This is a genomic window from Caulobacter sp. GW821-FHT09H08, from assembly GCF_059415885.1.
The window spans coordinates 334,329-347,543 of sequence record NZ_JBWKOC010000002.1; the positions used below are offsets into that span (position 1 = coordinate 334,329).

8 protein-coding genes and 4 tRNA genes are annotated in these 13,215 nt (G+C 66.9%); 11 read left to right on the forward strand and 1 reads right to left on the reverse strand.

All coding sequences use genetic code 11. From position 1 onward, the window contains the following. Positions 1-2: 2 nt before the first annotated feature. The 9 genes from AC07NN_RS06835 to AC07NN_RS06875 all read left to right on the forward strand — a co-directional run bounded on the left by AC07NN_RS06835 (position 3) and on the right by AC07NN_RS06875 (position 6,307). Positions 3-77 (forward strand) — tRNA-Glu (locus AC07NN_RS06835). Positions 78-122: 45 nt separating this feature from the next. Next, positions 123-197: transfer RNA gene (locus AC07NN_RS06840), tRNA-Glu, on the forward strand. 172 nt (positions 198-369) lie between these two features. Further along, the gene (gene cspD / locus AC07NN_RS06845; RefSeq protein ID WP_494638849.1) at positions 370-960 is read left to right on the forward strand and encodes a stationary phase survival cold shock domain protein CspD; all 591 of its coding nucleotides are present in this window, start codon (positions 370-372) and stop codon (positions 958-960) included. Positions 961-1,033: 73 nt separating this feature from the next. Beyond that, positions 1,034-1,489 carry a DUF192 domain-containing protein gene (locus AC07NN_RS06850; protein WP_494638851.1) on the forward strand — a complete coding sequence of 152 codons (456 nt, stop codon included), beginning with the start codon at positions 1,034-1,036 and terminating at the stop codon, positions 1,487-1,489. Between the two features lie 64 nt (positions 1,490-1,553). Beyond that, positions 1,554-1,630, forward strand: a tRNA-Pro gene (locus AC07NN_RS06855). A 25-nt stretch (positions 1,631-1,655) separates the two neighbouring features. After that, positions 1,656-1,961 carry an ETC complex I subunit gene (locus tag AC07NN_RS06860; RefSeq protein ID WP_494638853.1) on the forward strand — a complete coding sequence of 102 codons (306 nt, stop codon included), beginning with the start codon at positions 1,656-1,658 and terminating at the stop codon, positions 1,959-1,961. Positions 1,962-1,984: 23 nt separating this feature from the next. After that, a tRNA-Arg gene (locus AC07NN_RS06865) sits at positions 1,985-2,061 on the forward strand. Positions 2,062-2,296: 235 nt separating this feature from the next. Further along, positions 2,297-2,545 (forward strand): hypothetical protein, encoded by a 249-nt coding sequence (locus tag AC07NN_RS06870; protein WP_494638856.1) that lies wholly within the window; start codon positions 2,297-2,299, stop codon positions 2,543-2,545. A gap of 159 nt (positions 2,546-2,704) precedes the next feature. After that, positions 2,705-6,307, forward strand: a complete 3,603-nt coding sequence (locus AC07NN_RS06875; RefSeq protein WP_494638858.1) for a hypothetical protein — start codon at positions 2,705-2,707, stop codon at positions 6,305-6,307. A 41-nt stretch (positions 6,308-6,348) separates the two neighbouring features. Here AC07NN_RS06875 and AC07NN_RS06880 read toward each other — a convergent pair whose 3' ends face one another. After that, positions 6,349-6,990, reverse strand: coding sequence for a TetR/AcrR family transcriptional regulator (locus AC07NN_RS06880; RefSeq protein WP_494638860.1), 642 nt, complete (start codon positions 6,988-6,990; stop codon positions 6,349-6,351). A gap of 432 nt (positions 6,991-7,422) precedes the next feature. Here AC07NN_RS06880 and pelA point away from each other — a divergent pair, with 432 nt between their 5' ends. Beyond that, positions 7,423-9,732 carry a pectate lyase gene (pelA, locus tag AC07NN_RS06885; RefSeq protein ID WP_494638862.1) on the forward strand — a complete coding sequence of 770 codons (2,310 nt, stop codon included), beginning with the start codon at positions 7,423-7,425 and terminating at the stop codon, positions 9,730-9,732. An 86-nt stretch (positions 9,733-9,818) separates the two neighbouring features. Next, positions 9,819-13,214, forward strand: a complete 3,396-nt coding sequence (locus AC07NN_RS06890) for a TonB-dependent receptor (protein WP_494638864.1) — start codon at positions 9,819-9,821, stop codon at positions 13,212-13,214. The last annotated feature ends 1 nt before the right edge of the window (position 13,215 follow it).

Here is a 13,215-nt window from a genome sequence, read left to right on the forward strand (position 1 = left end):
GTGGTCCCTTCGTCTATCGGTTAGGACGCCAGATTTTCAATCTGGAGAGAGGGGTTCGACTCCCCTAGGGACTGCCACCCGCGAGGTTATATATCGGCTGCTTTCCGCTTCGGCGGTGACGTGGTCCCTTCGTCTATCGGTTAGGACGCCAGATTTTCAATCTGGAGAGAGGGGTTCGACTCCCCTAGGGACTGCCATCTTCGGCTGTATTTCAGAACTGTTACCGGATTGTAGCTGCGACGAAATGTCGCGGTTCGTACTTGCGCGCGGTTTTGACGTGATTTCGTCATTGACGGCTCTCGTCACGCGAGAACACTGTTCTCGTAGTGCTCGCTCCGATGGGCTGATTGGGCGAGCCAGAGGGGTGGGATGTCTGGTTTCGATTTTGAGGACGCTGCGGCGCACGAAGAGTTCGTGCGCATCAGCGGGAGGGTGAAGTGGTTCGACGCCGGCAAGGGCTACGGGTTCATCGTTCCAGATGATCCCGGTCAAACCGGGCTGAAGGACGTACTTCTGCATGTGACGTCGCTGCGTAACTGCGGCCGCGAAACCGCCATGGAGGGGGCGGTGATCGTGTGTGACGTCGTAAAGAGGCCCAAGGGCTGGCAGGTCAGCGAGGTCGTCAATCTCGACGAAACCTCCGCGCCGGCGCCGCTGGAACGCCAAAGACGGACCTTCGCCGACGGCCCGCCACGCCGTGACGGCCTGCGAGAAGGCCACGGGCGCCACGCCCTGGAGCCGGAAGGGCCGGCCGAGCACGCCAAGGTCAAGTGGTTCAACCGCACCAAGGGCTACGGCTTCGTGATCCGCGACGCCGAACCGGGCGACATCTTCGTGCACATCGAGACGCTCCGCCGGGGCGGCCTGGAGGACCTGCAGCCGGGCGACGACGTCCTGGTGCGGTTCGCGCGAGGGCCCAAGGGCCTGGTGGTCGCGGAAATCACCGCCGGCGACGTCTGACTTTCGCCGCCTCGGCCGCAAAGCTAGTCTCGTCAGGGACTGGCTTTCACCGAGGTGTTGCGTGGCGGAACGAATGATCGACAGGCGAGGGCTGCTCGCCGCGCTGGGTCTTGGCCTGGTCGCGGGCGGAGAAGCCTTGGCCGAGCCCAGGCTGGAGACGGTCGAGATCGTCACCGGTCGTGGGCGGGCGCGCTTCCAGGTCGAGATCGCCGCGACGATCGCCGAGCAGAAGCGCGGCCTGATGTTTCGCAAGTCGCTCGCGCCGGACCGGGGCATGCTCTTCACCTACAAGCGGCCGCAGCCGGCGGCCTACTGGATGAAGAACACGCTGATCCCGCTGGATATCATCTACATCCAGCCGGACGGGCGGATCCTGTCGATCGCGCGCAACGCCCGCCCGCACGATGAAACGCCGCTGGCGGCCGGCGGCCTCGTGCTGGGCGTTCTGGAGATCGCGGGCGGCCGCGCGGCCCAGCTCGGCATCCTGCCGGGGGACCGGGTGTTGCATCGAATCTTCCCGAAGGGATGATTGAGGCCTCGGGTCCGTTGATCCGCGCGTCGAACCCCTGTAGAGCAGCCGCCTGCCGATGTTTCGGAGCGTAGCGCAGCCTGGTAGCGCATCTGTTTTGGGAGCAGAGGGTCGCAGGTTCGAATCCTGCCGCTCCGACCATCGGTAAGTACTTTGGGAGAGGTCCATGCTGGCCCGCATCTATCGCCCCGCCAAGAACGCCATGCAGTCCGGCAAGGCCAAGACCAAGGACTGGGTGCTGGAGTTCGAACCGGCCTCGGCCCGCAAGCCCGACCCGCTGATGGGCTGGACCACGTCCAGCGACATGAACGGCCAGATTCGCCTGACCTTCGAGACGCGCGACGAGGCCGTGGCCTATGCCCAGCGCCACGAGATCGCCTTCCAGATCTTCGAGGCCAAGGCGCCCAAGCGCATCATCAAGGCCTACGCCGACAACTTCGCGGCCAACCGCAAGCAGCCCTGGACCCACTAGGCCTGCGAGCGGGGTCGGCATGCGCGCCCTTAGCTCAGCTGGATAGAGCACTCGCCTTCTAAGCGAGCGGTCGCTGGTTCGAATCCAGCAGGGCGCGCCAGAATTCTACGTCGGCTCAGTAGAAGGGGGCGATCTGCGCCTGGCCGGCGGGACCGAACACGGGCGCTTCCGGTTCATGAACGGCGCCTTCGCCCGTGACCGGGAGGCGGGCAGCAAGACGCTCGTGACGGGGCGTATGTCGAGGCGGCGCTGGAGGAAGGGCCCTGGTCGCCACTTGGGGCGTGGAAGCCGAAGTGTCCGGTCAAGCTGACGCCCAAGTCGAGTGGCGGTTCGCCATGGCCTATTCCGACGCTGAAGTGGAAGGCGGAGCCGCCGCGCCCCAGCTGACGGAGCTGCGGCCGGCGCAAACCCCTAAATGGACGCTCGGGGGTCGAGCAAGCTGGCGCTTGCGCCGCCAGGGCGAGGTCTATCTGGCTGTCGAGAACGCCGCCAATGGCAAGCTTGAGGTTGGCAAGACGGCTGACGGTGTCGCCAGTTACTCGGTTCCGCGGACTGTTCGCGTCGGGCTAGCCATTCGACGATAGCAGGCGGAACGCGAACGCCCTGTCAGGTTAAGGCCCGCAGGCCTGTCTCCAGCAAGGCTGGCAAGTTCAACTTAATCTTAAGTTGCGGTGCTGGTGGCGGGGTGTTAGCGGCGAAGGATGGCGTCGAGTACGGCGTCGACAAGTTGCGTGGAGTAGTCGATGCCGAACTTCAAAGGGACCGCCGACGACGACATCTTCACCGGAGGCGGCGACTCCGACCTGTTGCTGGGCAACGGCGGCAATGACGTCCTGGGCGGTGGGGGCGGCAACGACACCCTGGCCGGTGGAAGCGGCGCCGACAAGCTGGACGGCGGAGACGGCGACGATTGGATCTACAGCGGCGACCAGTCGCCCTCGTTCAATCTGCCGTACTACGGTAACCCGTGGACCCCGCCGGTTCTCGACACCGGCAGCGAGCGCGACACGCTGATTGGCGGCGCCGGGGCCGACCGTCTGTTCGCCGGCTATGGCGACGATGTCGACGGTGGTGAGGGCGGCTACACCGGCGACTACCTCTACATCAGCTTCATGGGCGCCAATACGGGCGTCGTGGCCGACTTCCGGCTGGCTTCCCAGACGATCGGCGGCGGCACGATCAAGGGTGTCGAGAACATCAGCTGGGTCCAGGGCAGCGACTACGATGATGACATCAACGTCGGGTCGACCAGCAACGGCTACAGCGACTTCACCGCCGTCTTCGGCATGGGCGGCAACGACAAGCTGACGGCTGGCTACTACACCGGGACCCTGTTCGGCGGCGACGGCAACGACATCGTCGATGGCCGCGGCAGCCAGTACCTGCAGCAGGTCGACGGCGGGGCCGGCGACGACATCCTCTACACGAACAGCAACACCTTCGCGATCGCCACGGGCGGCGACGGCAACGACACGATCTATGCCCACGGCAAGGTGTCCGGCGGCGCGGGCAACGACCTCATCATCATGCAGACCTCCTATTATGGAGGCGTGGTCGACGGTGACGCGGGCGACGACGAAATTCGGGCCGCCTCTGGCGGAAACTCCCTGGCGGGCGGCGATGGCGCAGATACGCTGACCGGCGGCGACGGCGCCGACAGGCTCTATTCGGGCGGGCGCGACACCACCAACGGCGACAACCCGCTCGACGACATGGGCCGCGAGCGCGACAAGCTGTCGGGCGGCGCGGGCAACGACTTCCTGGTCGCCGGCTATGGCGACGACGTCGATGGCGGGGCGGGGACCGACACCCTGCGGCTGTCGCTGGGCGGCGCGTTGAACGGCGTGACCTTCGACACGGCCGGCATCGTGTCGGGCCAGGCCTTCACCTTCGCCGGCGGCGTGATCAGCAATGTCGAGACGCTGGCCTATCTGCGCGGCAGCGAGTTCGCCGACACGCTGAACCTGGCGACCCAGTCGGAACTGCTGATCGTCGACGCCGGTGCGGGCGACGATGTCATCACCTCGAACGGCAGCTCGGTCTCGGTGAATGGCGGGACGGGCAACGACCGTTTCGTCAGCGGCGTGGCGGGTGACATCTTCGACGGCGGGGCCGGCTTCGACACCGTCGACTATTCCAACTACGCCAAGGCGGTGACCGCCGACCTTGCCGGCGTCGGCGCGGGCGGCGACCAGTTCAGCAATGTCGAGGCCCTGATCGGCTCGGGTTACGGCGATACGCTTCGGGGCGATGGAAACGCCAACCGCCTGGATGGCGGCGCGGGTGACGACACCCTGGTCGGCGGTCGCGGTGACGACACCCTGATCGGCGGCTCGGGCGTCGACACGGTCACCTTCGCGGACTCGCAGGGGCCGGTGAAGGTCGACCTGTCGATCACGAGCGCCCAGAACACCGGGGAGGGCTTCGACACCCTGACCGGCATCGAGAACCTGATCGGCTCGGCCTTCGCCGACACGCTGAAGGGCGACGCCGGCGCCAACCGCCTGGACGGCGGCAATGGCGACGACGTGCTGATCGGCGGTGCGGGCGACGACACCCTGATCGGCGGCGCGGGTTTCGACACGGTCTCGTTCGCGACGATGACCTCGGCCGTGACGGTCGACCTGTCGATCACCAGCGCGCAGAGCACGGGAGAGGGCTCCGACACCATCAGTGGCGTCGAGGGCCTGATCGGCACCCAGTACGCCGACGTGCTGAAGGGCGACGCCGGCGACAACCGCCTGGAAGGCGGGCTGGGCGACGACACGCTGATCGGCGGCGCCGGCTCGGACACGGCGGCTTACGGGAACGCCACCGGCGGCGTGACGGTCGACCTGTCGATCACCACGGCCCAGAGCACCGGTCAGGGGCTGGACACCCTGAGCGGCATCGAGAACCTGGCCGGCTCCGCCTTTGCCGACACGCTGAAGGGGGACGCCAGCGCCAACGTCATCGACGGCGGCGCGGGCGCGGACACCATCAGCGGCGGGCTGGGTGACGACACGTTGAGCGGCGGCGCCGGCGTCGACACCGTGTCCTATGCGGCCTCGGCGACGGGCGTCACGGTCGACCTCTGGGGCGGCGCGGCCAGCGGCGAGGGCGCCGACAGGCTCAGCGGCTTCGAGAACGCGATCGGCTCGCGCTTCGCCGACGCGCTGATCGGCGATCCGGGCGACAACCGCCTGGAAGGCGGCGACGGCGACGACACCCTGCACGGCCTGCTGGGCAACGACACCCTCGTCGGCGGCGCGGGCAGCGACCTGGCCTCGTACTCGCTGTCCTCGACGGCGGTGAAGGTCGACCTGTCGATCGTCGGGGCCCAGGACACCGGCCAGGGTTTCGATGTGCTGGAAAGCATCGAGCAACTGATGGGCTCGTCCTACAACGACGTGCTCAAGGGCGATGGCGCGGCCAACAAGCTGTACGGCGTGGATGGCGACGACACCCTCGTGGGCGGCGGCGGCAACGACTATCTGGACGGTGGCGCTGGCGTCGACACCGTGCACTACGACGGTTTCGCGTCCGAGTATCTGGTCGTCAGCAACGGTTCGACCGTCACGGTCACCGACCTGCGGACCGGGTCGCCGAACGGCGTGGACACCCTGTTCAACATCGAGAACATCAACTTCATCCCGACGCCGTCGGCGGCGACGGTGAACCTCGAGATCGCGTCCATCCTGCGCCAGACCACCCAGAGCGGGCCCATGGCGCAACTGGCCCAGACCTTGTTGGCCAGTTGGTCGAGCGGGCAGATGACCTCGGACCAGGTGATCGACACGCTGATCAAGACGGCGGGCGCGACGACTTCGGTGGCGACGCTGGCCTACGAGTTCTTCACCGGCAAGATTCCCAGCTTGAACGGCATCGACTACCTGGTGTCGCCGACGGGGCCGAACGCCAACAACCTCAACAGCGCCTACTACCAGAAGTTCAATCTCGAAAACCGCTACATCAACTTCGCGGTCAATCTCGGCAAGGTGGGCGAGGGGAACGCCAAGTTCACCGCCGAGTACGGGTCGCTGTCGCTGTTCGACGCGACCAAGAAGGCCTATGCGGCGATTTTCGGTGGGACGCCCGCCGACTCCAAGGTGTCGGCCCTGCTGGCCGGTGGTCGCGACGCCTATTTCGCGGCCTACGGCGGCGATGGCGCGAACGGGATCGGGACCAAGGCGGCGATGGTCGGATGGTTGCTGGCCGAGGCGCAAAAAGCCGATCTGGGCGTCATGGTCCGGTCAAACGACGCCTGGCTAACGGACCTGGCCGATGGCTCGGCTCCGTTCGCCATCGACATCCTCGACCCCACCAAGGGCTACTACAAGACCGACTTCATCTTCGGTGGGCAGTAGCTTGGACTGATCGCAAGGTAGGAGAGCGAGGGAAGCGCGCCCTAGAGGCGGTTCTCGCCAAATAGCGGCCTGTCGCCGCGTGTGAGCAAGCTTCCCGTCAGGTGCTGCTTGTACCATTCGAGTAGCTCCATCCCGCCCTCGGCCGAAGCACGGTCGCCGGTGAACAGCATTTCGATCGCGAGGCCGCGCATGGCGGCGCGGTGCAGCCGGACCATGCGCTCGATGGCCTCCTGGTCGCGGACGCCCAGTTCGCGGGCCAGCTCCCAGACGCCTTCACGTTGGCTGGCCTCGAACTCGGCGGCGATGGCGGGGAAGCGCTCGCCCAGAGCCGGGTCGCTGCGCGAGGCGATGATGATCTCGATCAGGGCGATGGCCGGCGGTTCGCGCATGGCCTCCCAGGTCGCCTCGGTGATGGCCAGGTAGCGGTCCATGCCGGCCGGAATGGCGCCCAGGCGACGACGGACATATCGGTTCTGGTCTGCGGCGGCGGACTCGGCCACGGCGATGATCAGATCCACCTTGGTCGGGAAGTGGTGGAGCATGGCGCCCCGGCTGACGCCGGCTTCCTCCATTACCAACTGGGTGGTCGTGGCCGCGTAGCCGACCCGATGCAGGCAGGCGATCGCCGCATCGACCAGCCGCTGGCGCATGGCCGCGCTGCGTTCGGCGTGGGGGCCACGCACCTTGCCGTTCCCGTCCAGGGGGTGTTCCGAGTTTGCCGTCATCTTGAACGGCAAATGAGGTCAATTTGCATTTCCTGTCTAGCCTGACTGGGTAAATCTCGAAATCAGCAGTCACTGTTGACGGCAAACTGTGTTCGTGTTTGTCTGACTCAAACGGTTGTTCGGCTCTTCCTTCAGGAGGCCGTGACACCGGTGTCGCTCCGATCTGGCGGCAAAAACGCCGGCCCAGCGTCCGTTGGGCCTGGCGAAGACGAAATGGGGAAGGCGGGCATGACGATCACGACCAAGATGACGCAGACGCCAGCGATCCTGCTTCTGGCGTCAGCTTCGACTGTATTTGGTCGTTCCGAACCGCTCGTCGCCTCCGTTTCGAATTTCCTCCTCCGACTGAGGACCGGTCGCCTTCCGGCCGGTCCTCGCTCTTTCGGAGGCTTGGCTTTGGCCCTGTGCCTCGGCGCATCGACGGCCTCGGCCCAGGCGGTGACGCCGCCGGCGACGCCGACCGTCGCCAAGGGCAACACGGACGAATCCAAGGTCGGCGCCTATGTCCTGCCCGATCCGCTGAGACTGGAAAGCGGCGCTCCGGTGGGTGACGCGGCCACCTGGACCAGGCAACGGCGCGGCGAGGTGCTTGAGCTGTTCCGCGCCCATCAGTTCGGCCGGACGCCCACGGTTCACATCCCGATGAAGGCGGACGTCTGGGAGAGCGGCGTCGCCAGCTTCGGTGGGCTGGCCAGGCGAACCCAGGTCCGCCTGACCTTCCCCGGTCACGCCGATGGCCCGATCATCCGGGTGGTGCTCTACACCCCAGCGGCCGCCAAGGGACCGGTTCCGGTGCTGCTGCACGTCGGCTTCTCGCCCAACGTCCTGGTGTTCGACGATCCGGGCATCGAGGAGGGCTTCGGCTGGAACGTGCGCGAGAAGAAGCGCGTGCCCGGCCGGCAGGCGACGCTGCTTGGCGGTTTCGATCCCAAACCTCTCTTGGAGAAGGGACTGGCTGTCGCCCACGTCTACTATGGCGACATCGAACCCGACTTCGACGGCGGCGCGGCGTTCGGTGTGCGCGCGCTGTTTGGGCCGCAAGGCAATCCGCGCCAGCCGGACGAATGGGGCGCGATCGGCGCCTGGAGCTGGGGCCTGTCGCGCGTCGTCGACTTCCTGTCGGCCGACACGGCCATCGACGCTCGCAAGATCGCGCTCTCGGGCGCCTCGCGCCTGGGCAAGACCACGTTGTGGGCGGCGGCGCAGGAGCCGCGCATTGCCCTGGTCATGCCGATCATCTCAGGCGAGGGCGGCGCGGCGCTGAGCCGGCGCGACTATGGCGAGACCATCGCCGCCATCACCGATCCGGCCCGCTACCACTACTGGTTCGCGCCACGCTATCGCACCTATGCCGATCGTGTCGGCGACCTGCCGGTCGACAGCCATATGCTGCTGTCGCTGATCGCACCCCGGCCGATGCTGCTGGTGACCGGCGACAGCGACACCTGGTCGGACCCGCACGGCGAGTTCCTGGCCGCCCAGGCCGCGACGCCGGTCTACGCCCTCTTCGGCAAGACTGGCGTCGGCGCGGCCCAGCCGGCGGCCGAGGCGTCGGTCGACAGCGATCTGGCCTTCTATATGCACAGGGGCGGCCACGCTCTGCTGCCCGGCGACCTGAAGGTGATGGCCGACTTCATGGCCCGCCAGTTCGCCGAGACCGCACTGCCCGTCGGCGACCCGATCGCCGCCGCCAACGCCGCGCGCAAGGCCAATCGCAACATGCCGACCGCCTGGTGGGCGGGCGCCAAGGACAAGCCCGACACCTGGTACGGCGGTCCCGAGGCCCGGCGCATGGCCGACAACCTGCTGTCCTGGCAGGACCCGATCAGCGGCGGCTGGCCGCTGATGAACACGGTCGGCGAGCCTAATATCGGCGATCCGGCCGCCGTCGGACCCTGGGGAACGCGCGCGGCCCTGATCAAGAGCACGGTCAATGAGATGCGGTTTCTGGCCCGGATCCAGAAGGTCCGTCCCGAGCCGCGCAATGTCCAGGCCATCGATCGCGGCCTCGGCTTCATTCTGGCGGCGCAGTATCCGACCGGCGGTTGGCCGCACTCGTGGCCGGTGTTCGCCAACGCCTACGACCACCAGGCGACGTTCAACGACGACGAGATGGTCGACCTGATGACCTTGCTGCGCGAGGTCGCGGCGGCGCCGGACTTCCAGGTCCTGGCCCCTGAACGCCGCGCCGCCGCCAGGGCGGCGTTCGATCGGGGCGTCGGCTTCATCCTGAAGAGTCAGATCCGCGCCGGTGGCGTCCTGACCGCCTGGTGCGCCCAGCACGACGAGGTGACCTACAAGCCGCGCCCGGCCCGCAAGTTCGAGCCGGCCTCGATCAGCGGCGGCGAGAGCGCCGGCGTCCTCATGCTGCTGATGAGCATCGACAGGCCCAGCCCCGCCGTGAAGGCGGCGATCCGGGCCGGCGCGGTCTGGTACCGAAGCGTCCAGATCAATGGCGTGCGGATCGAATACGCCAACGGCGACCGTGTCGTGCGCGAGGACCCGACGGCGCCGCCGCTGTGGGCGCGCTTCTACGAGATCGGGACCAACCGGCCGATCTTCGCCGGGCGCGACGGGGTCATTCGCTACCGCCTGGCCGAGATCGAGAAGGAGCGGCGCGGCGGGTACGGCTGGTACGGCGCCTGGGGCGCCGAAGTTCTCGCCCGCTACGCCGCGTGGTCCCGCGCCCACGGCGACTGACCGACATCACCACCAAGACCGAACGACCGGCCCGCTCAAGGACCGGCGAGGAAACGACACACGAAAATAGAGGGAAGGGGAGTTCTATGCTCGACCAACTTATGAACCGCGTTTCGTGCGCGGCCCTGATCGCAGCCGGCGGCCTGGCGGTCGCCACGCCAACCTTGGCCCAGACCGCGCCTGCCACGCCGACGGACGCCCAGACGGTCACCGAGGTCGTGGTCACCGGCTACCGCGCCTCGGTCGCCAGCGCATTGGAAACCAAGCGCCGCGCCAACGACATGCAGGACACCATCAAGGCCGAGGACATCGGCAAGTTCCCGGACGCCAACCTTGCGGAATCCCTGCAGCGCCTGCCCGGCGTCTCGATCGACCGCGACAATGGCGAAGGTCGCCGCATTTCGATCCGGGGTCTGGGGCCGGACTTCTCGCGTGTCCGTCTCAACGGCCTGGAGGCCCTGTCGATCTCGGGCGCAAACGACAGCGGCAGCACGCCGAACCGCTCGCGCGGCTTCGACTTCAACGCCTTCGCCTCGGAGCTGTTCAGCTCGCTGACCGTACGCAAGACCGCCTCGGCCGAGGTCGACGAGGGCTCGCTGGGCGCGACCGTGGACCTGGCCACCGGCCGGCCGCTGGACTTCAAAGGGCGCAAGCTGAGCCTCTCGGTCCAGGACGGCTATTACGAGAACGGCAAGCACCACAATCCACGCCTTGCGGGCCTGTTCGCCAACCAGTGGGACACGGGCGTGGGCCGGATCGGCCTGAGCTTCTCGGGCGCCTACAACAAGGCCAAGCGGTCCAGCGACAGCTACAGCCGCGGCCCGGCCTCATACGATTATGCCTATTCGCGGCCGTTCGCCGTACCGACCCTGACTGCGGCGTCCCCGGCCAGCGGCATTCCCGAGCGCGAGGGCTTCGCGGCGCCGTCAACGGCCGTTTGCAACGGCGGCACCGCGACGGCTCCGATCCTCAATGGGGTCATTCCGGGCGTGAACATCACGCGCCTGGACGCTTGTAACGCCCAGCGGGGTTCGGACCCGACGGCCTACGCACTGATCTATCCGAACGGCGGTGCGATCCGGCAGTTCGTCAACGGGACGACGGTGCAGACCACGGCCGGCTCGACGGTGATCGTCCCGACCCTGCCGACCCTGAACCACCAGGAGATCCAGACCGAGCGTCTGGGCCTGACCGGCGCCTTCCAGTGGCGGCCGAGTTCCCGGACCTTGCTCAGCGTCGACGCGGTCTATTCGCGACTGAAGCAGAAGTCGGACTTCTATCAGATCTCGACGATCGGCCTGAACCGGTTCGGCAACACGGTGACCAACTACAACACCGCTACGGCTGGCTCGGCGGCGCTGTACTCGTCGTGCGCGACGGCGGGCCTGGTGTTCGCGATCGCCTGCGAGGGGACCAACGGCTCGACCGCCGTGCTGCCCGGCTTCGCCAACAGCACCAACCCCTTCAACCTCAACGCCTACGACTACTACAACAACCCGCAATCCAAGGGGTACATCCCGACCGCCAATGGCCTTGCCTTGTTCGACGCGATCATCGGCAAGCCCACGACGCGGATCATGGACGCCCACGTCGACAACTCGAACCCGAAGACCCCCGTCGCCGACTACATGAAGCTCGGCAACATCGACTACCGCTCGGCCGACGACAGCAACGCCTACACGACCACCTTCCAGCAGCTGTCGGCCAGCTTCGACCAGGAGCTGACCGACGACCTGAAGCTGACCGTGGTTGGCGGCTATTCGAAATCGGTCAACGACAGCCTGGGCCTGTTGTCGGACCTGAACCGCCTGGACAGCGGCCAGGGCGTCGCGGGCAACGACTACTTCGTCTATGACGAGCGCGGCGATGGGCCCATGCCGGTCCTGAACTTCGGCTTCGACGCGGCCGACCCCAGCAAATGGGACACGGTGAAGGGCCTGTCGGTCCTGCGCATCCAGGCGCGCCACACCGAGAACACCTTCAAGAACCTGCGCGCCGACTTCAATTGGCGGGCGTTCGGCGACGACCACATCAAGTGGGGTGGCTCGTTCCGCGAGTTCGGCTTCGATACGACCGAGCTACGTCGCGCGTCCAACGAGGCGGTCTCGCCGACCTTGCTGGAAGCTGGCAGCACGGTGGCGGCGACAGGCCAGGTGATCCGCTGGGGGCAGGGGTTGAAGGCCCCGGCCGGCACGACCACCAGCTTCTGGGCGCCGGACAACAAGAAGATGGCGGCGGTGTTCGGCTTCGACTGCGACTGCGTCAACAAGTACGGCGACTTCCGCCTGTCGTACGGCGGCAGCCCGGGCCTCAACTATACGATCACCGAGAAGGACACCGGCGGCTATGTCCAGTACGACTTCAGCCGCTCGCTTCTGGGCATCGACGTGCGCGGCAACGCCGGGGTTCGCTACGCCCATACCGAGGTCCAGGCCAACGGCCTGACGCCGAACCTCTCCAAGATCACCAACACCAACACCTATAACGACTGGCTGCCGTCGCTGAACGCGGTGTTCGAGCTGCGCTCCAACATGCTGCTGCGCTTCGGCGCGGCCAAGGTGATGGCGCGGCCGTCGCTGGCCCAACTGGCGCCGGGCATCACCTCGTTCTCCGTGCCCTCTACGGCCGGCGCCACGACGGGCGGCAGCGTCACCAGCGGCAACACCAAGCTGGCGCCGTTCCGGGCCACCAATCTCGACCTCGGCTTCGAGTGGTACTTCGCCCCGGGCGCCTTGATCAGCGCCGGGGTGTTCAACAAGGACATCAAGTCGTTCCCGCAGCGCGTGCTGGCCGAGGGCAAGCTGAGCGACTTCCTCGACCCGAACGTCGTCTCGCAGCTGCGCGCCAGCATCACCGCCTCGACCGCGGCCGGCGACGCCCAGCGGGCCTATATCGATGGGGACAACACGTTCAACTTCAGCCTGCCGCTGGACGCGCCGGGCGGCTACATCCGCGGCGTCGAGATCACCTACCAGCAGAACTTCACCTTCCTGCCGGGCTTCTGGAAGAACTTCGGCGCGCAGGTGAACTACACCCACATCGACTCCGAGCTGAAATACATCATCGACACCGGCTCGCTGACGCCGCCGGTGCGGCCACAGCTGATCGGCAAGGCCCCGTTCCTGGGCGCCTCGCCGGACTCGGTGAACGCCACGCTGTACTACGAGACCCCGAAGTGGACCGCGCGCGTCTCGACCGCCTATCGCTCGAAGTACTACTCGACCTATCCGCTGCAGACCGGCAGCTGCCAGCCCGGCATGTGCCTGACGCCGCTGATCAACGATTTCGCCGGCAGCCAGTCGACGACCAACGTCGACGGCTCGTTCAGCTATGAACTCTTCAAGGGCGCGTCGCTGGTGGTCGAGGCCTTGAACCTGACCAACCAGACCTCGAACCGCTTCGCCTATGACGGTAATCCGGTGGTGATCCAGTACGCCTCGACCGGGCGGCAGATCAATGTCGGCTTCCGGATGAGCTTCTGAG